Consider the following 19579-nt stretch of genomic DNA (forward strand, 5'->3'; position numbering starts at 1 on the left):
ACGAAAAAGGGAGCATGAAGAACATGCTCCCTTTTTACCTGCCCGGGGCAAGCTGCCGTCTTAACTGACTGGCATTGCGCTTCGGCGGGGTTTTGCGGGCAAGGGCAGCCCTATGGCCGCCTGCCGGTTTGTTAGCGACGGACACCCACGAAGCTGCCATTCGAGCCGTCTGTATCTGCAAATGTACCGCTGGCCGCACCCGTCAAGAAGTTGAGGGTGCCAGTCGCGATGCCGTAATCATCGGTCAAGGTGAAAGCGCCCTTTGCCAGGTCTGTAAAGGTCAGGGTGCATGGATCGGTTCCGTTCCCGGTGCTGTCTATCCAGGTGCAAGTGACATTGCCGTTGCCGTCAATACGGATGGTGGTTGATCCGTCCGCTGCAACGGGGTCGGAAATCACCCATTCACCCGAATAAGATGTTCTCGTCAAGGCCAAGGGCGCTTCGGGATCTACGGTGGGCAGCCCCAGTTGGGAGGCCAGGGCATTGGTGGCAACCAGATTCAGCCGCGCCGTTTTGGTGGTCGTGGGATTGTTCTGGTAGCCGGCGTAGATCTTGCCGTTGCGCTCCACAAACACGCGCTGGTAGCCCAGGCTGCTGGCGATCAGCGGCGGGTTGCTCAGCGCCATGACGCGTGCGTCGCCCTGGGTAGCGATGGTGTAGGTGCCGGTACCGATCTCTGTGCAGTTGCGCGTCGAGCCGTTGTTGAAGCGCTCCTTGCAGGCGTAGTAAGTCACCGGGTTCGTGCCCGTGCCCTTGAAGGCCACACGAAGTTTGGTGTTGCCGCTGTAGAAGCCTGGAGCCGAGCCAAAGCCGACCGGCGCCGTTCCGAGCGTGCCGATACCCACGGTGCTGTTGCCCCATGCCTCGTCGACCGCGTCTGGGCTCGTGTAGATGACGCTGTTGTAGGTAAATTGGCCTTGTCCAAAGACGCAGGGAGTGCCCGTCATGGCACCGATCATGCCCTCCAGCGTGGCGCTGGCGGTGCCGTTGGTGTTTTTAAACTCGGAGGAGTTGCAGCCCACAGTGGCCCCTTGCGTGCTTGCAATTCCCCCGGAAGACACGGCCGCGCTGTACTGCGTTACATAGCTGCTGCTCCCGGGGTAATAAGCCACCGCTGTAGTCAGGGGCGTATTCGACTGGTAGAGCAGCTTGGCACCGACCGGGAACTGGGTGGTGCCGAGCACGGTGGGTGCCGAGGTAATGGACAGGTTGGTATAGCCCGCTGCCGTGATCTGGTTGTATACGTCGATCATGGGGCGGCCGGCGATGTCGAACACGGCGCGGTTTGAGCTGCCGGTTTCCATCTTGTCGCAGTCGTTATAGATGGAGTTGCCCTTGGCATCGCGCACCGTGCTGGTGTTTTCGCTGTTCAGTGCGCAGCCGACCCAGCTGGACCCATTGAAATGCAGGTCTGCCTGGCGGTTGGGGCTGCCTCCGTTGTTCCATGCGGCCACCGCACCGCCCACGCTGTTGTAGCGGCGGCTCACATATTTGACGTTGTTCGAGGCATCCGGGGTGTTCTGTGCCAGCGTCGAGACGAGGGCTCTGACAGACCAGTTGGCGGAGTCCGTGAACTTGAGACTGCGCAAAGTTCCGCCTGCTGTAGGTGTTTCGGCCACCACGCTGGGAGAAGCGGTCTGGTTGTTGATGGCAACCAGGGTGGTGACGGCAGTCGTCGGGATACCCGTGTCTGGGCTATTAACCAGTGCATTGGCTTGGGCGAGCAAGACCGCATCCTTGTCCGCCGGGGCTGCGTTTAGAACACTGGGATCTGCCAAGGCTGTCAGCAGCGCAGGCAGGATTTCAAGCAGTCTGTTCTGGATGATCTTGTCCAGATCGGCCTGTTTGATTACGGCGCCGTCGATGGCGCTCGAGCCCACCGTGCTGCTCAGCAGGGTGGATTGTTGCTGGGTGGTCAACACCACCATGCGTGCCACCGTGCCAGCAGCCTGGCTGTCGGCCGTGTTGTCCTTGCTGAAGTCGGAAAACAGCGAGACGTTGAGGCCGGTTTGGGCTTTGATGGAGGCTTCGGCATCGGCGCTGCTGGCACCGGTGCTTGCCATCACGGATTGCACCAGCGTGGTCAGTGGGCTGACGACCGCAGGCTTGTCTGCTGGGGCCTGCATGGTGAAGGGAGTCTTGACGGGGCCATGGTCTTTATCGACGGCATCGATGCCGACGACCGCGAGAATGGGGTATTTGTTGGCGTCTGCAATGTCAATTTGCAGCGTCACTTTGCCGTCGATGTCCGTTTTGCCCGAAGGTTCGCCGGAGTCGCAAATACCGTTGAGGTTTTTGTCCAGGCAGACCGTGGCTTTTTCAATCGCGCCATCGATCACGGTCACGGGCACGCTGGTGGTGCTGACGACAACATCGCCACCACCACTCCCTCCGGTGCTGTCACCATTGCTCCCGCCACCACCGCACCCTGCTACGGTCAGCATGGCCGCACCTGCCAGTGCAAATGCCAGTTTGCTGAGTTTGTTCGTCATCAGTTTCTCCAAGAAATTTGAATCAAGCGGTATGCAAGGTCTTGCGGATTGCGCTGGGAGATGATTGGGCCGACATTCGTGACAAATTGCATCGCATGAACATGGGGTGTTACACCGCTGTTGTGCTGCGTGGACGTGCTCCCTTGTTCATGGGATGCGGGTGGCTGGTGGTTTGCACGCCCCGGGTTTATGCTGGCCTGGGTTACACATTTAAACCAGCTGGATGCCAAGGGAGATGCCTGTGTGGCGGGTGCTGATTGTTGAAGACGATTCGCAGATGCGCGAGTTTTTTGCGGCCAGTGTGTCCGGTTGCGACCGGCTGGAGCTGGCGGCCAGCATGGGCTCTGTTGGCGAGGCGCGGGCCTGGCTGGCCGATGCCGAGCACCAGGTGGATGTGTTGTTGGTGGATCTGGGGCTGCCCGATGGCAGTGGGCTGGAGGTGATCCGTTATGCGCGGCAGCTGCATCCAGAGTGCGAGCCGCTGGTGATTTCGATGTTTGGTGACGAGGACAACGTACTGTCCAGCATTGAGGCCGGTGCGCTGGGTTATGTCCATAAAGACTCCACGCCCGAGAATGTCGCAGAAACTATTTTGGAGATGAAACAGGGCGCTTCGCCCATTTCGCCCATGATCGCGCGGCGGGTCTTGTCCAAGTACCTGAGCATGCACGCCACGCGCTTGCCAGCGCAACTTCAGCAAGGTCCTGTAGCGCTCAAGAACACAGCATCTGCCACCGGTGACGGGCAGGCGGGCCGCAATGCGCCAGAGTCCGTGTTGCTATCGGGCAAGGAGCAACAAGTTCTGGAGCTGATTGCGCGAGGGTTTTCTTATGCGGAAACTGCGCGACTGCAGGGCATCAGCGTGCACACGGTGCGCACGCATATCAAGAGCCTCTATGGCAAGCTGGCTGTGCACTCCAAGAATGAAGCGGTTTACGAAGCGGTCAAGTTGGGACTGCTGCCGAACTATTCCAGCGGCCGAGCGGACTGATCACTGCACATGCAGCGCCGTACTTCTGGGTTCCTGCCGTTCATCCGCATGTGGGCCGTGTTGCTGGGGTGGCTGGCCATGGTCAGTGGCCTGCAGGCCGCGCCATTGCAGTTGACACAGGCGCAGGCGACGGTCGATGTCGATGGGCATGTGCGGCATTTCGAGGCGGCGCTGCCGTATGTGTGGGACTGGTGGCATCGCGGGGGGCGGGGGCATGCCGAATTCGAGATGTCATTGCCGCTTCAGGACATACCGAAAGAGCCCTGGTTCCTGTATTTTCAGCGCCTGGGCAATGCCTACGAGGTTCGGCTCAATGGCGCCTTGCTGGATGGCAATGGCGACCTGACTGCGTTTGACAGGGACGACTACGGCCTGATTCCCCGCCTCATCACCATTCCGGTTGGTTTGCTGCGGCAAGACAACCTGATCCAGGTCCGGATTAGGGCCGATCATTCCCGGCGCGCCGGCGTGGCCAGCCCATGGGTGGGGTCGCACGCTGAGGTCTTGCCGATTTATAACGCGGAGTACCTTCAACGTGTCATGGGGACTCGGGTGGTTGTCATCGTGAGCCTGCTGGTGGGCACGATTGCGTTGGCACTTTGGTGGACGCAGGTCAACCCGACCCAGCCGCCCGGAAAACGGAGAGATCCGCTATATCTCTATGCGGCGCTCGCAGAATATTTCTGGAGTCTGCGCGTGGGCAACGTGTTGCTGGAGTCGCCGCCCTTGCCCAGGTTCTGGTGGGACATTCTGTTGATTGAGGCGCTCGGTATTTGGGTAGCGTCCATGCTGATGTTCAGTGCCTTGGCGGTGGGGTGGCGTGGGCGTTTCAGCGGGGTGCGCCTGCAGTGGGCGCTGGCCGTCCTGCTGGTCGCCGGGGTTGGCTGTGCGGTGGCCGCGCAATGGGGCTACAGCGGGTGGCTGACCTGGTGGTATGCGGGTCTGGGCGTTGTCGCTTTGCCGTTTGTAGTGCTGTACTGCTGGTCTGCTCTGCGCACGGGCAGTCATCTGCACCGACTGGTTGCTGCCGCCTTGGTTTTGAACTTGCTGGTGGGTGTGCGGGATTGGGCCGTGTTTCGTGTGCAGATGACTCTGGGTGGCAATACGCTGATGCGCTACTCCTCCGTGGTTTTCGGCGTGTTGCTGGTCTACATTGTGTTCACGCGGTTTCGGGAGGCCAGCGCGCAGGTGCGTTACCTCCTGTCCACGATGGCCCTGCAGGTGGCCGCCAAGGAACAGGCGTTGCAATCAAGCTACGAGAGGCTGGAGTTGCTTGCGCGGGAGCAGGAGCGGGTGAACGAGCGCACACGCATCCTGCGTGATCTGCACGACGGGGTGGGCTCGCACATCAGTGCCGCCATCCGGCAACTGCAGTCGGGTCGGGCTAGCAACGACGAGGTTCTGCATACGCTGAGGGACTCCCTGGACCAGATCAAGCTGTCGATAGATGCCATGCACCTGCCAGCGGGAGATATCACGGGCTTGCTGGCCAATTTGCGTTACCGGCTGGAGCCCAAACTCAATGCTGCGGACATCGAGCTCGTCTGGGACGTGGATCTGATCGAGCCGCTGGAGCGGCTGGATGCGGCTGGCATGCGGCATCTGCAATTCATGGTGCTGGAGTCCTTGTCCAATGTGCTACAGCATGCGCACGCCAGCGAGCTGCGTATTGATGCAAAGGAACAGGGGGGAGGGGTCGTGGTTCGCATTGCCGACAACGGCGTGGGTTACGACACCACGCGGCCGATGCGCAAAGGGTTGCTCGCGCTCCATGAGCGTGCCAAGGCCATCGGTGCAGCCCTTGTCATTCGCAGCAGGGCGGGTGAAACCGAAGTGGAAATAACGTTGGCCTGATGGGTTGGGGTGGCGACTGGGATAATCGCGCCATGGCCGCCGTTTTTGACAAACCCTCCCTCACCCAGCGTTTCGTGCCCCTGTTTCAGGGGTTTGACTGGCCGCTCGTCCTGGTGGTGTCGGTGCTGGCCGGCGCCGGGCTGCTGGCCATGTATTCGTCGGGGTACGACCATGGTTCGCGCTTCATGGACCATGGGCGCAACATGCTGATTGCGGCCGCCATCCTGTTCATGGTGGCCCAGGTGCCGCCACAAAAGCTCATGGCCTTGGCCGTGCCCCTTTACGCCATGGGGGTGGCGCTGCTGGTGGCGGTGGCGCTGTTCGGCGTCACCAAGAAAGGCGCCCAGCGCTGGATCAATCTGGGCATCGTCATCCAGCCCAGCGAAATCCTCAAGATCGCCATGCCGCTGATGCTGGCCTGGTGGTTCCAGAAGCGCGAGGGCCAGTTGCGGCCGCTCGACTTCGCCGCGGCCGGGCTGCTGCTGCTCATTCCCGTGGGCCTGATCATGAAGCAGCCCGACCTGGGCACCTCGCTGCTGGTGCTGGCGGCGGGGCTGTCGGTGATCTTTTTTGCCGGCCTGTCGTGGAAGCTGGTGCTGCCCCCGGTGTTGCTGGGCGCCGTGGGCATCGTGCTGCTGGTCTCCCTGGAGCCCCAGTTGTGCGCAGAAGGCGTGCGCTGGTCGGTCCTGCACGACTACCAGCAGCAGCGCATCTGCACTTTGCTCGATCCCTCACGGGATCCGCTGGGCAAGGGATTCCACATCATCCAGGGCATGATTGCGATTGGCTCGGGCGGCATCTTTGGCAAGGGCTTCATGGCGGGCACGCAGACCCACCTCGAGTTCATTCCCGAGCGCACCACCGACTTCATCTTCGCCGCCTTTTCCGAAGAGTTCGGTCTGGCCGGCAACCTGTTCCTGATCGTGTGCTTCTTGCTGCTGGTGTGGCGCGGGCTGGCCATTGCGGTGGGCGCAACGACCCTGTTCGGACGGCTCATGGCAGGGGCGGTGTCGATGATCTTCTTCACCTATGCCTTTGTGAACATGGGCATGGTCAGTGGCATCCTGCCCGTGGTGGGCGTGCCGCTGCCGTTCATCAGCTACGGCGGAACGGCCATGGTCACGCTGGGGCTGGCGCTGGGCATCCTGATGTCGGTCGCCCGGGCCCAACGCATCGATCCCAAGGACGCCCGGCCCGCGCTGTGAGGAGGCGGTCCGGCTGCCCATTGCACTGCAGGGGGTTTTGCGGGTACAACCCGGTTGCCAACCGTGCTTTGGCATTAATCTGGAGGTGCTTCCCATGGCGTCAAGGTTTGAGCTGAAAAAATCCAAGAACGACAAGTTCGTCTTCAATCTGCTGGCGGATAACGGCAAGGTCATTTTGACCAGCGAACTCTACGACTCCAAGGCCAGCGCGCTCAATGGCATCGAATCCGTCAAGAAGAATGCTCCCGACGATGGCCGCTTCGGGCGGCTGAGCGCCAAGGATGGATCGCCCTATTTCACGCTCAAGGCGGGCAATGGCCAGGTCATCGGGCAGAGCCAGATGTTTTCCGGCGAAAAGGCCCGCGATGACGGCATCGAATCGGTCAAGAGCAACGCCCCCGGGGCGATGACAGACGACCAGACGGTGTAATTGCCCGGCAGCGGTGGGGCGCGTACCGCGTGGGTTGCGCCCCTGCCCCGCGAAGGGCATGGCGGCGCGCCTAAAATGCCCGCATGTCCTCACGCTCCCCCTCTGCCGCGCCACAGCGCGAGTCCACCCAGCAGCGCATTGATGTTGCCCGCCAGTTGCTCCTGACGCCTTTTGGCCTCGACGAAAGCCATCTGGCGCGTGCGCTGGCGGAAATTCGCACCCACCAGGTGGACGATGCCGACCTGTATTTTCAGTACACCCGCAGCGAAGGCTGGAGTCTGGAAGAGGGCATTGTCAAGACGGGTTCGTTTTCCATCGACCAGGGCGTGGGGGTGCGCGCCGTCAGCGGCGAGAAGACGGCGTTTGCCTATTCCGACGACATTTCCGAGCCCTCGCTGCTCGATGCCGCCCGCACTGTGCGGTCTATTTCGGCTGCAGCCAAAACGGGACGTTCGCGAGTTGCTTCCAAAAAAATAGCAAGCGGGCGCAGTCTGTATCCCGGTGTGGATCCCATCTCGACACTGGACAGCACGGCCAAGGTGGCCCTGCTCGGGCAGGTGGAGCAGCGTGCCCGTGCCAAGGACCCGCGCGTGGCCCAGGTCATGGCCGGCCTGGCCAGCGAATACGACGTGGTGCTGGTGGCCCGCGCGGACGGCACGCTGGCCGCCGATGTGCGGCCGCTGGTGCGGCTGTCGGTCACCGTGATTGCCGAGCAGAACGGTCGCCGCGAAATGGGTTCGGCCGGCGGTGGTGGACGCTTTGGCCTGGCGTACTTTGACGATGCCCAGATCGCCAGATATGTGGACGAGGCGGTGAACGCCGCCCTGGTCAATCTGGAGTCGCGCCCCGCGCCTGCGGGCGAGATGACGGTGGTCCTGGGCTCCGGCTGGCCCGGCATCCTGCTGCACGAGGCCATCGGCCATGGTCTGGAGGGCGACTTCAACCGCAAGGGTTCCAGCGCCTTCAGTGGCCGCATCGGCCAGCGCGTGGCGGCCAAGGGTGTCACCGTGCTCGATGACGGCACCATCGCCGACCGGCGCGGTTCGCTCAATGTGGACGACGAGGGCAACACCAGCCAGCGCAATGTGCTGATCGAGGACGGCATCCTCAAGGGCTACATCCAGGATTCGCTCAACGCCCGCCTCATGGGCGTGGCGCCCACGGGCAATGGTCGGCGCGAGAGCTATGCGCACATCCCCATGCCGCGCATGACCAACACCTACATGCTGGGCGGCGACAAGGATCCGCAAGAGATCGTTGCCAGCATCAAGAAGGGCCTGTATGCCACCAACTTTGGCGGTGGGCAGGTGGACATCACCTCGGGCAAGTTCGTGTTCAGCGCCAGCGAGGCCTACTGGGTGGAAAACGGCAAGGTCCTCTACCCGGTCAAGGGGGCGACCATCGTGGGCAGCGGCCCCGAATGCCTCAAGCATGTCAGCATGATCGGCAACGACATGCAGCTCGACAGCGGCGTGGGCACCTGCGGCAAGGAAGGCCAGAGCGTGCCGGTGGGCGTGGGCCAGCCCACCCTGCGAATCGACGGGTTGACGGTGGGCGGAACCGCCTGATGCTGAACTGACCACTCCCCGGCTGCGGCTTGCGCGCATGGTGGCGCTGAGTGGATCGCACAGGGGGGCGACAGCCCGCAAGCGGCGGAGCACAATGGCGCGCATGCCTGCGCCACTTTCCCGTTTGCAGCACTCCTTCCAGTCGTTCGGTGACATCAGCCGCTTCCTGCGCGAAGGCGTGGCGGACGAGGACTCCCTCCAGCTGCGGGACAGCCTGGGTGCGCTGTCGGTGCAGATCGACGAAACCACCCGCCTGCGCCGCACCGGAGCCGACGCCATGGCCATCACCCGCCGCGTGGGGGGGCTGGCCCAGTGCGCCAGGGAACACCAGCTTTTTCTCACAGGGCTGGGTTCCGCCTGGCACGCGTTGTACGAGTTCGGTGCCTACCAGCGGGCGCTGCGGGAGCTGCGTGACGCCATCGCCGCTTGGCAGCAGGCGCTGGAGCGCCACAGCACGCAGGAAGGTGCCAGTTTTCGGCAATTTGAACTGCTGGCCTGGCGTACGCTGGGCGACGCATTGCTGCTCATCGACATGTACGAGCACGACAATGGCCCGCCAAGTGATTTGTCCGGCGTGTTGCCACAGCGCCCGTCGCGCTGGCAGGGCCTGCGGGCGTGGTTTCGGCGCCTGCGGCGATAGGGGGCTTCTGCCGCCACCCTGGCTGATCGCGCGATAGTTGCCGCCACGCCACAATGCACCGGGCTTGCTGCGGTGCGGCAAACACTGTGCTACATTGATCTCCATGCAAGTCCGCAGCGCTTTTTATTTTTGGTTTTGGATCTCAGTCCCCGGCGGATGAGAGGACAGCGCGCAAGCCCACACAACCTCCCCATACCAACCGCCGACGCTGAAGAGCCCGGCGGTTTTTGTTTTTCTGACATTTCACTCCATGAGGAAGCAACCATGACGGCCCACACCACCCCTGCCAGCGATGCCTGGTACCGCAGCGTCGAGAAAACCAGCCAGACCGACGACGAACGTATCAAGGACATCACCGTGTTGCCACCTCCCGAACACCTGATTCGCTTTTTTCCCATCAGCGGAACGCCGGTGGAAACGCTGATCACCCAGACCCGCAAGAACATCCACCGCATCATGGCCGGCAAGGACGACCGCCTGCTGGTGGTGATCGGCCCCTGTTCCATCCATGACCCGGCTGCCGCGCTGGAATACGCCCGCCGCCTTGCCGCGGTACGGGCCCAGTACGCCGACACGCTGGAGATCGTGATGCGTGTGTATTTCGAGAAACCCCGCACCACGGTGGGCTGGAAGGGCCTGATCAACGACCCCTACCTGGATGAAAGCTACCGCATCGACGAAGGGCTGCGCATCGCGCGCCAGCTGCTGATCGAGATCAACCGCCTGGGCATCCCGGCGGGCAGCGAATTTCTGGATGTGATCTCGCCCCAGTACATCGGCGATCTCATCAGCTGGGGCGCCATCGGGGCGCGCACCACTGAGAGCCAAGTGCACCGCGAACTGGCCTCGGGGCTGTCGGCGCCCATCGGGTTCAAGAACGGTACGGACGGCAACATCCGCATCGCCACCGATGCCATTCAGTCCGCCAGCCGGGGCCACCATTTCCTGTCGGTGCACAAGAACGGCCAGGTTGCCATCGTGAACACCAAGGGCAACAAGGACTGCCACGTCATCCTGCGCGGCGGCAAGGCGCCCAACTACGATGCCGCCAGCGTCGCCGCTGCCTGCAAGGACCTGGAAGCCGCCCACTTGCCTGCCACCCTGATGGTCGATTGCAGCCACGCCAACAGCAGCAAACAGCATGAAAAGCAGCTGGACGTGGCGCGGGACATTGCTGCCCAGATCGCGGGCGGCTCGCGCAGTGTGTTCGGCCTGATGATCGAGAGCCATCTGCACGCCGGCGCCCAGAAGTTTTCGCCCGGCAAGGACCAGCCCGGCGCGCTGGAGTATGGCAAGAGCATCACCGATGCCTGCCTGGGCTGGGACGACTCGCTGCAGTCGCTGGCGGAGCTCTCGGCCGCCGTGGTGGCCCGCCGCGCCCGCTGATCCCGCAGCGGCGGTGTAAGCTCAAACCTCCGGGGTGCGCGCCAGGCGTGCGGCCCCGGCCCTTGCATCCACCTTGCGCCAGAAAGGCAACCCATCATGCACAGTGAAGTGTCGGTCCAACTGACTGGAAACCAGGAATTCCGTTTTGATCTGCAGGGCCAGGAGCCGCTGGCAAACGAAGCCGCGCGCCGCTGGCTCGACGATCAGTTCACAGCCCTCGATTGCGAACCCCTGCGCGCCAGCGGCAAGGTATTGCTGGCCGACAAGGTGCTGACCGTGGCGCGGGCTGCGGGCGCCTCGTTGTTCAACGATCCCGTCTGGTCGCGCGACTTTGCCCGTGCCGCCAGTGCCGCGCTGGCCAAACCCGTGGTGCGGGTGGACGTGCCGGGCATGGCGGTGTCTTACTGAGTATCCGGTAAAAATGGCTGATGGCGCTTATGGTTAAAGCGTTATAAGCTATTGTTTTGATAGTGATCGCAGCAGCCGTTCGTGCACCCCACCAAAGCCGCCGTTGCTCATGCAGACGATGTGATCCCCCGGCTGCGCCGCCTGCAGGACCTGGCTGACCAGGGTGCCGATGTCTGCTGCGGTTTGCGCGCGCTGGCCGGGGCCCACACCCAGTGGTGCCAGGGCCTGCGTCGCATCCCAGTCCAGCCCGGCCGTGTGGCAAAAGACCAGGTTGGCCGGCTCCAGTGCCCAGGGCAGCTGGCTTTTCATGGCGCCCAGTTTCATGGTGTTGCTGCGCGGCTCGAACACGGCCAGGATGCGGGCATCGGGCCCCAGGCTGCGGCGCAGGCCATCGAGCGTGGTGCGCAGTGCCGTGGGGTGGTGCGCGAAATCGTCGTACACGGCGATGCCGCCCACGGTGCCGCGCAGTTCCATGCGGCGTTTGACATTCTGAAAATCGGCCAGCGCCTGTGCGGCCTGCTGCACCGGCACGCCCACATGGTGGGCCGCTGCGATGGCCGCCAGCGCATTGAGCTGGTTGTGCACGCCCGTCAGACCCCATTGCACCCGCGCCACGGCCGCGCCCTGGTGCAGCACATCAAAGGCCTGCGGATCGCCCTGCGCAGAAAAATCGCTCACGGCGGCGCCGAAGCTGCTCACCGTGCTCCAGCAGCCAGCGTGCAGCACGCGGGTCAGGCTTTCTTCCAGTCCGTTGACGACCACGCGGCCCGACGGCGGCACGGTGCGCACCAGGTGGTGGAACTGGCGCTCGATGGCGGCCAGGTCGTCAAAAATGTCGGCATGGTCGAACTCCAGGTTGTTCAGCACCGCCGTACGGGGGCGGTAGTGCACGAACTTGCTGCGCTTGTCGAAAAAGGCCGTGTCGTATTCGTCGGCCTCGATGACGAACAGCGGGCTGCGGCCCTGCGGTGCGTCGCCTGCGTGGGGCCGCTGCGTGGCACCCAGGCGTGCGGAAACCCCGAAGTTCAGCGGTACGCCGCCAATCAGAAATCCCGGCTGTTGCCCGGCACGCTCCAGGATCCACGCCAGCATCGACGTGGTGGTGGTCTTGCCGTGGGTTCCGGCAACGGCCAGCACATGCCGGCCTTGCAGGACCTGCTCGGCCAGCCACTGCGGGCCGCTGGTGTAGGGCAGGCCGGCGTCCAGGATGGCTTCCATAAGGGGGAATTTCGGGCTGCCGTCGGCCAGCCGGGCGCGGCTGACCACATTGCCCACCACGAACACATCGGGTTGCAGCGCCAGCTGGTCCGCGCCAAATCCTTCGATCAGTTCGATGCCAAGGGCCCGCAACTGGTCGCTCATGGGCGGGTAAACGCCGGCATCGCACCCGGTGACGTTGTGGCCGGCTTCGCGCGCCAGCGCCGCCAGGCCACCCATGAATGTTCCGCAGATTCCCAGTATGTGTATGTGCATGGGCGCAGATTCTAAGGTTCAAGCAAGAAATGGCCTGCAGCGCTTTAATGGTGTGTGCGAGAAGCTATGAAAAACATAGTGTCTGCCGAGGTGTCAGTGGGGCAATGACCGTCACTGCGGCGGGCCATGGGGCGCGCAGTGGCGGTCTGCCATGGGTTGGCGCCACAATAGCGCTTCCAACGCCATCCAACGCCGCCATGCCAACACCTTTGAGCGCCGAAATCGCCAGCACCACTGCCCGGCTGGTCGTGGAAGAAGGGCTGGAATGGGGGCCTGCCAAGCGCCGCGCCGTGCGCGAGCTCGGCCTGCCGGCTCGCACCCCCCTGCCCGACAATGACCAGGTGGAAGCAGCCGTGCGCGAATACATTGCCCTGTTCTGCGCCGATACCCAACCCCAGGAATTGCGCGCTCTGCGCCAGCTGGCCCTGGTCTGGATGGAGCGCATGGCCACCTTCCGACCCCACCTGGGCGGGGCGGTATGGCGTGGCACGGCCACCCGGCTGTCGGATATTTATTTGCAGTTGTTTTGTGATGACTCCAAATCTGCCGAGATCGCGTTGATAGACCACCAGGTGGACTATGAACCGCGCACCGTCACAGGCTTCCATGGCGAATCTGTCGAGGCCCTGAGCGTGGGCAGCATGTGCCCTGAGCTGGGTGAAATGATTGGCGTGCATCTGTTGATCTACGATCTCGACGATTTGCGCGGGGCGTTACGCCCTGATGCCAAGGGGCGACCGCCGCGGGGTGACATCACCGCTGTGCGGCGCCTCCTCCAGGAAAATATTCCATGACTGCACCCATTCCCGAGTTTTCTCCTGCTGGCGGGCCAGCCCATGGCGCCGCGCCCATGAACCGGCGCCGGGCGCTGTATGCCGGCGTGGCTGCAGCCGCTGCCGTTGGCGGTGCGGGCCTGGCATGGTGGCGCCTGCAGCCCCACACCATGCAGGCGGGCGCCGAGCAGATGCTGTGGACGCAGGCATTCGATACGCCCGAGGGCACGCGCCTGGCCATGCAAGCGTTTGCTGGCAAGCCGCTGCTGCTCAATTTCTGGGCGACCTGGTGCCCTCCTTGCGTGGACGAATTGCCCATGCTCAATGCCTTTCACCGCAACAACAAGGAAAAAGGCTGGCAAGTGGTGGGATTGGCGATTGATCAGCCGTCTTCGGTGCGGAAATTCCTGGCCCGCCTGCCCCTCGATTTTCCGGTGGGGTTGGCGGGGCTGGGCGGTTCGGAGCTCGGGCGCTCCCTGGGAAATCTCACAGGCGGGCTGCCTTTTACGGTGGTTTTCAGCGCGGAAGGGAGGGTGTTGCATCGTAAAATGGGGCAGGTCACCCCGCAGGATCTGCAAACATGGGCGGCCATGGGCTGAACATGGTGCAGCGCAGGAGCATGGTCGGATTGACGGTGGTCCAGAGGCAATGCCCTGCTGTCAGCGGTGAAAAATGTGCTCTGAAGACGGAAATAGGCTGAAATTGGAGTAAATTCGCGCCTTATTCAGTTTTATGGCCGTTGGAGCTCCCATGGATTTGCGAAAACTCAAAACCCTGATCGACCTGGTATCCGAGTCGAATGTGTCTGAACTCGAGATCACCGAAGCCGAAGGCAAGGTCCGTATCGTCAAGAGTGGCGGCGCCGTGGTGCAGCAATATGTTCCAGCCCCCATGCCCGCTCCGGCTGCTGCGACTGCAGCAGCTCCGGTGGCCGTGGCGGAGTTGCCCGCCCCGGTGGCTGCAGCCCCCGCTGGCCATGTGGTGAAGTCTCCCATGGTGGGTACGTTCTACCGTTCGTCGAGCCCGGGCGCCAAGGCCTTCGTCGAAGTGGGCAGCCAGGTCAAGGAAGGCGAGACGGTCTGCATCATCGAGGCGATGAAGATCCTTAACGAGATCGAGGCCGACAAGTCCGGCACCGTGACCAAGATACTGGGCGAGAACGGCCAGGCCGTCGAATACGGGCAGCCCCTGTTCGTGATCGAGTAAGGCGCTCATGTTCAAGAAGATCCTTGTTGCGAATCGCGGCGTTCTTGCCGTAGGCAAGGCGAAGCAAATTGCACTGGCACACGCCAGCGTGCAGGCGATGAGCCGCGAGATAACCCATGTTTAAAAAGATTCTGGTCGCCAATCGCGGCGTTCTTGCCGTAGGCAAGGCGAAGCAAATTGCACTGGCACGCGCCAGCGTGCGGGCGATGAGCCGCGAGACAGCCTATGTTTAAAAAGATTCTGGTCGCCAATCGCGGCGAAATCGCCCTTCGGATCCAGCGTGCCTGCCAGGAACTGGGCGTGAAAGCCGTCATGGTCTATTCCGAGGCCGATCGTGATGCCAAGTATGTGAAGCTGGCCGAAGAGGCCGTGTGCATTGGTCCGGCGCCTTCGCCGCTGTCCTATCTCAACATGCCTGCCATCATCTCGGCCGCCGAGGTGACGGATGCCGAAGCCATCCACCCCGGCTATGGTTTCCTGTCCGAGAACGCCGACTTTGCCGAGCGCGTGGAAAAGAGTGGTTTCCAGTTCATCGGTCCCACCCCGGAAAACATCCGCACGATGGGCGACAAGGTGTCGGCCAAGCAGGCGATGATCCGCGCGGGTGTGCCGTGTGTGCCGGGGTCGGATGGCGAATTGCCGGACGATCCGGTGCAGATCCGCCGCATTGCCAAGGCAGTGGGTTATCCGGTGATCATCAAGGCTGCTGGCGGCGGCGGCGGACGCGGCATGCGCGTGGTACACACCGAGGCGGCGCTGGTCAATGCCGTGCAGATGACCAAGGCCGAGGCGGGCGCTGCGTTTGGCAACCCTGCGGTGTACATGGAGAAGTTCCTGCAGAACCCCCGCCATATCGAAATCCAGATCCTGGCCGACAAGCACCGCAACGCCGTGTATCTGGGCGAGCGCGATTGCTCGATGCAGCGGCGCCACCAGAAGGTGATCGAAGAGGCTCCGGCGCCCGGCATTCCGCGCAAGCTGATCGAGCGGATCGGCGAGCGCTGCGTGGCCGCCTGCAAGAAAATCGGCTACCGCGGTGCGGGCACTTTCGAGTTCCTGTACGAAAACGGCGAGTTCTATTTCATCGAGATGAACACGCGCGTTCAGGTGGAGCATCCGGTGACCGAATGGATCACGGGTGTGGACATCGTGCGCACGCAGATCATGGTGGCCGCCGGTGAAAAGCTTCCCTTCACGCAGCGGCAAATTGAAATCCGTGGCCATGCCATCGAATGCCGGGTGAACGCCGAAGATCCCTACAAGTTCATCCCGTCGCCGGGGCGCATCACCATGTGGCATGCGCCGGGTGGTCCGGGGGTGCGCGTGGACTCGCACGCATATACCAATTATTTTGTGCCCCCGAACTACGATTCGATGATCGGCAAGATCATCGTGCACGGCGATACGCGTGAGCAGGCCCTGGCCCGCATGCGCACGGCGCTGTCGGAAACGGTGATCGAGGGGATCAACACCAATGTGCCACTGCACCGCGAATTGATGGTGGATGCCAAGTTTGTGGCGGGTGGCACCAACATCCACTACCTGGAAGAGTGGCTGTCCCAGCACAAGCGGTGAAGCCACCTTGTGCACCGTTTCATGCTGGCTCCTGGCAACGGGTGCCAGCATTTCATTTTTTCTGAGAGGCATGTGCCATGTTTGAGCTGAGCCTGATGTGCCCCGAAGACCGCATTGAGGCGGTGAGCGATGCGCTGGACGCGCTGGATGCCCTGAGCGTGTCGGTGGAGGACGCAGATGCGCAGACCGATGCCGAGCAGGCATTGTTCGGCGAGCCGGGCATGCCACCGCCCAAGGACGGTTGGCAGCGCAGCCGGGTGGTGTCATTGTTCGCGACCGAAGCGGCTGCCCGCGAGGCGCAGCAGTTGCTGGCGGTGCAGGATTTCTTCACGGGGTGCCAGGTGCTGGGGTTGGCGCGCGTGCCGGATCAGGACTGGGTGCGGCTCACCCAGTCACAGTTTGCCCCCGTGGATATCACGGCGGATTTCTGGATTGTTCCGACCTGGCACGAGCTGCCAGCGCAGGCGTTGCGCAGCATCCGGCTGGATCCGGGGCTGGCTTTTGGCACGGGCACCCATCCCACCACGCGCATGTGTCTGCGGTGGATTGCGCGCCATGGTGTCACCAGCGCCGGGGCGGGCAATCCCCTCGGGCGTGTGCTGGACTATGGCTGTGGTTCGGGCATCCTGGCCATCGGTGCGGCGAAGTTCGGTGCAACCGACATTGATGCGGTGGACATTGATCCGGCTGCCGTCGAGTCCACGGGGCAGAATGCGCAAGCCAATGGTGTGCTGGTGCATGCCGGCCTGCCGGACCAGGCCCACGGGCTTTATCAGACCGTGCTGGCCAACATCCTGGCCACTCCGTTGAAGGTGCTGGCCCCCTTGCTGTGCGCGCATGTGGCTCCGGGCGGACACCTCGTGCTGGCAGGTATCCTGGAGCGCCAGGCGCAGGAGCTGCAGGAGGCTTACGCTCCCTGGATCCGCCTGGAGGTTGCCGACACAGAGGATGGCTGGATTCTCATGACGGCGTCTCGCTGAAGTTGCAACCCCGCCGCAGTTTGTTGAGAAGGGTGCCGACCACCATGGATCGCAGATGAGCCAGATTACACGCTGCCCGTCCTGCGCGACGATGTTCAAGGTGGTTGCCGACCAGCTGCGCATTTCCGATGGTTGGGTGCGATGCGGCCAATGCAAGGAGGTATTTGACGCATCCGCCCATTTGCTGCCTTCCGAGCCGCAGGCCTTGTTGCCGGACGTTTGCATGGCCGCAGCGCCACCCCCACCGGCACCTGCCAGGCGTGCCGCCGATGATGTGCAGGTCTGGGGAGCGCACGCTGACCGGGGGCAAGCTGCAGCGACGGCGCCCAGCGTGCCACCCGCCAGTGCACAAGATTTGCCCGAGGGTCCCGTGGCATTGGATGCCATGCTGGATGCGCCCGTGCCTGCGGTTTCTGCATTGCTTGTCGCCGATGCAGAGACGGTCTTCTCCCCTGAGATGCACCCGGCCCTGCAGCCAGACGGCACATTGGCGTGGCGGTCGATTGGATCGACTGGCGATACTTTCAGGGAGCCGACGGCCGATGCCCGGGCCCCGGCCATTCCGGCGGGGGCAGGGGCGTCTCGGAAAGAAGAGACTCCTGCGATTCGGATCGACGAATGCCCGGCCGGCTACGAGCTGCCAACCGCCGAGCTGGGTGATCCGGATGTGGCCGATGGGTTGCTGGACGGCATCCGGGCGGCAGGGGCGTTGTATGCGCCTTTGGAGTTGCTGCGCAAACCGTCTGACGACGCGTCGGCACCGGCCGGCTTCGGAGTCGGAGGGGAGAGCGAGCCGGCGCAGGAAGACGAACCAGAGCGGGCGTCCAGTACGCCATGGGAAGCGCCCCTTCCACCGGAGGTTTGGCGCAGGGCCGATAGGGGGCAAAACGAGGCGTTGGAGGCGGCTGCTCCTGACGGCATACCCCCAGCGCAGCAAGAGTACGACCAACCCGAGGAGCGTGTGGACGCGGAGGATGTGAGTTTTGTGCGCGCGGCCAAGCGCAAGGCCTTCTGGCGGCGTCCTTTTGTGCGGGTGGTGCTGGGGACGATCGGGGGCGTTCTGTGGTGCACCCTGGCATTGCAGATTGTGTTGCACGAGCGGGACCGCATCGCGGCCATGGATCCCCGCGTTCGCCCCTGGCTTCAGGCACTGTGCGAGCCATTTCAATGCACATTGGCTCCGCTGAAACAGATGTCGGAGGTCGTGATTGACAGCTCTTCCTTCAACAAGGGGCGCGGAGACAGCTACCAGCTGACCTTCGCCATCAAAAATCGTGCAAACATACCCTTGGCCATGCCCGCCATGGAGTTGACATTGACCGATGCACAGGACCAGCCCGTACTGCGGCGTGTGTTTTTGCCGCCGGAGATGGCGGCCCCTGCGGAACTTCCTGCCCTGGGTGCTTGGAACTCTTCGGTGGCGGTCATCGTGACCACAGGCGGAGCGCGCGTGGCGGGCTACCGGTTGCTGGCGTTTTATCCCTAATCTATTGATCTACCCTCTTGCCATGGCTGTACTGATTTGCGGTTCTCTTGCGTTTGACACCATCATGACTTTTGAAGGGCGGTTCGCCGAGCAGATACTGCCCGATCAGCTCCATATTCTCAATGTCTCGTTCCTTGTGCCCTCCTTGCGGCGGGATTTCGGTGGATGCGCCGGCAACATTGCTTACAGCCTGCGGCAGCTGGGGGGGGTGCCGCTGCCCATGGCCATGCTGGGCAGTGATGGGGCCGACTACCTGGTGCGATTGAAAGAGTTGGGCATCAGCACGGCGCATGTGGGTCAAACCCATGACACCTACACGGCGCAGGCCATGATCATGACGGACCGTGACAATAACCAGATCACTGCCTTTCACCCCGGAGCGATGATGCAGGCCCATGCGAATCGCATTGAACCTCGGGCCGATGTACGTCTTGGCATTGTTGCACCCGATGGGCGGGATGCCATGCTGGAACATGCGGCCCAGTTTGTGGCGGCAGATATTCCGTTTGTCTTCGATCCAGGCCAGGGGCTGCCCATGTTCAGCGGAACTGAGCTTTCCCGGTTCGTCGAGCAGGCCACCTGGGTTACCGTGAACGACTACGAAGGCAAGATGCTGTGTGATCGTACCGGCTGGTCTTGCGCTGACATATCACGCAAGGTGAGGGGATTAATCGTTACGTTGGGAGCGCAAGGTTGCGAGGTGTGGATTGACGGCGAAAAGACGGTGGTCCCTGCGGTGAAGCCTGCCGAGGTGGTGGATCCGACCGGGTGCGGAGATGCATGGAGGGGGGCGCTGCTTTTCGGGTTGGAGCGTGGCTGGCCGCTGGTGCGTTGTGCGGAGTTGGGCAATCGGGTCGGGGCTCTCAAGATCGCACAACGTGGGCCACAAAATTACCGGCTGGACTTTACACCCGCCTGATAGCACTTCTCCATCCGACGGCGGTGGTCACTTGGCTGGTTGCGTTGGGCATCCGTCTTTACTGCCAGCGCTGCGCCTTCGCGTTGGTGCCGAGTGGAAAAGTGGGCTGACCGGGCTGGTTGCCGAGATGCGTCTCCACTCTATCGATGGCGGGGGTACTATGGTTTGGGCATAAAAAAACCCGGTGCACAGG

Annotated in this window: 17 protein-coding genes; 15 read left to right on the top strand and 2 right to left on the bottom strand. The window is 62.9% G+C overall.

All coding sequences use genetic code 11. The features are described 5' to 3' along the window. Positions 1–131: 131 nt before the first annotated feature. Positions 132–2492 carry a hypothetical protein gene (locus tag AC1Q5S_RS19050; RefSeq protein ID WP_492239240.1) on the bottom strand — a complete coding sequence of 787 codons (2361 nt, stop codon included), beginning with the start codon at positions 2490–2492 and terminating at the stop codon, positions 132–134. Between the two features lie 223 nt (positions 2493–2715). Between AC1Q5S_RS19050 and AC1Q5S_RS19055 the strand changes: the two genes are divergently transcribed. The 8 genes from AC1Q5S_RS19055 (at position 2716) to AC1Q5S_RS19090 (ending at position 10974) form a co-directional block, all read left to right on the top strand. Further along, on the top strand, positions 2716–3483 hold the full coding sequence (locus AC1Q5S_RS19055) for a response regulator transcription factor (RefSeq protein WP_492239241.1): 768 nt from the start codon (positions 2716–2718) through the stop codon (positions 3481–3483). Positions 3484–3492: 9 nt separating this feature from the next. Continuing rightward, positions 3493–5337, top strand: coding sequence for a sensor histidine kinase (locus AC1Q5S_RS19060; RefSeq protein ID WP_492239242.1), 1845 nt, complete (start codon positions 3493–3495; stop codon positions 5335–5337). Positions 5338–5369: 32 nt separating this feature from the next. After that, positions 5370–6542, top strand: coding sequence for a rod shape-determining protein RodA (gene rodA / locus AC1Q5S_RS19065; protein ID WP_303836279.1), 1173 nt, complete (start codon positions 5370–5372; stop codon positions 6540–6542). A gap of 94 nt (positions 6543–6636) precedes the next feature. Next, the gene (locus AC1Q5S_RS19070; RefSeq protein WP_303836281.1) at positions 6637–6972 is read left to right on the top strand and encodes a YegP family protein; all 336 of its coding nucleotides are present in this window, start codon (positions 6637–6639) and stop codon (positions 6970–6972) included. Between the two features lie 83 nt (positions 6973–7055). Further along, positions 7056–8540: a metalloprotease TldD gene (gene tldD, locus AC1Q5S_RS19075; protein ID WP_422205711.1), complete on the top strand. Its 1485-nt coding sequence runs from the start codon at positions 7056–7058 to the stop codon at positions 8538–8540. Positions 8541–8643: 103 nt separating this feature from the next. After that, positions 8644–9180, top strand: a complete 537-nt coding sequence (locus AC1Q5S_RS19080; RefSeq protein ID WP_303836284.1) for a hypothetical protein — start codon at positions 8644–8646, stop codon at positions 9178–9180. Positions 9181–9444: 264 nt separating this feature from the next. Then, positions 9445–10566 carry a 3-deoxy-7-phosphoheptulonate synthase gene (locus AC1Q5S_RS19085; protein WP_303836286.1) on the top strand — a complete coding sequence of 374 codons (1122 nt, stop codon included), beginning with the start codon at positions 9445–9447 and terminating at the stop codon, positions 10564–10566. A 96-nt stretch (positions 10567–10662) separates the two neighbouring features. Further along, entirely contained in the window at positions 10663–10974 is a 312-nt protein-coding gene (locus tag AC1Q5S_RS19090) for a hypothetical protein (RefSeq protein WP_092696954.1), read from the top strand. A 48-nt stretch (positions 10975–11022) separates the two neighbouring features. Here the strand turns inward: AC1Q5S_RS19090 and mpl are convergent, their stop codons facing one another. After that, entirely contained in the window at positions 11023–12447 is a 1425-nt protein-coding gene (gene mpl, locus AC1Q5S_RS19095) for a UDP-N-acetylmuramate:L-alanyl-gamma-D-glutamyl-meso-diaminopimelate ligase (protein ID WP_422205713.1), read from the bottom strand. 197 nt (positions 12448–12644) lie between these two features. Between mpl and AC1Q5S_RS19100 the strand changes: the two genes are divergently transcribed. The 7 genes from AC1Q5S_RS19100 to AC1Q5S_RS19130 all read left to right on the top strand — a co-directional run bounded on the left by AC1Q5S_RS19100 (position 12645) and on the right by AC1Q5S_RS19130 (position 19386). Then, positions 12645–13241 (top strand): hypothetical protein, encoded by a 597-nt coding sequence (locus AC1Q5S_RS19100; protein WP_303836290.1) that lies wholly within the window; start codon positions 12645–12647, stop codon positions 13239–13241. Beyond that, positions 13238–13819: a TlpA family protein disulfide reductase gene (locus tag AC1Q5S_RS19105; protein ID WP_303836292.1), complete on the top strand. Its 582-nt coding sequence runs from the start codon at positions 13238–13240 to the stop codon at positions 13817–13819. The genes AC1Q5S_RS19100 and AC1Q5S_RS19105 overlap by 4 nt, the downstream gene beginning before the upstream one ends. 151 nt (positions 13820–13970) lie before the next feature. After that, positions 13971–14426, top strand: coding sequence for an acetyl-CoA carboxylase biotin carboxyl carrier protein (accB, locus tag AC1Q5S_RS19110; RefSeq protein WP_303836293.1), 456 nt, complete (start codon positions 13971–13973; stop codon positions 14424–14426). Between the two features lie 225 nt (positions 14427–14651). Beyond that, positions 14652–16001 (top strand): acetyl-CoA carboxylase biotin carboxylase subunit, encoded by a 1350-nt coding sequence (gene accC, locus AC1Q5S_RS19115; RefSeq protein WP_303836295.1) that lies wholly within the window; start codon positions 14652–14654, stop codon positions 15999–16001. A gap of 77 nt (positions 16002–16078) precedes the next feature. Then, the gene (prmA, locus tag AC1Q5S_RS19120; protein ID WP_422205716.1) at positions 16079–16981 is read left to right on the top strand and encodes a 50S ribosomal protein L11 methyltransferase; all 903 of its coding nucleotides are present in this window, start codon (positions 16079–16081) and stop codon (positions 16979–16981) included. A gap of 370 nt (positions 16982–17351) precedes the next feature. Then, entirely contained in the window at positions 17352–18467 is a 1116-nt protein-coding gene (locus AC1Q5S_RS19125; RefSeq protein WP_422205735.1) for a DUF3426 domain-containing protein, read from the top strand. 22 nt (positions 18468–18489) lie between these two features. Continuing rightward, complete coding sequence (locus AC1Q5S_RS19130; protein WP_422205718.1) at positions 18490–19386, top strand: carbohydrate kinase family protein; 897 nt, start codon at positions 18490–18492, stop codon at positions 19384–19386. Positions 19387–19579 lie beyond the last annotated feature (193 nt).

The sequence above is a fragment of the Acidovorax sp. GW835-FHT14B10 genome (assembly GCF_058793725.1).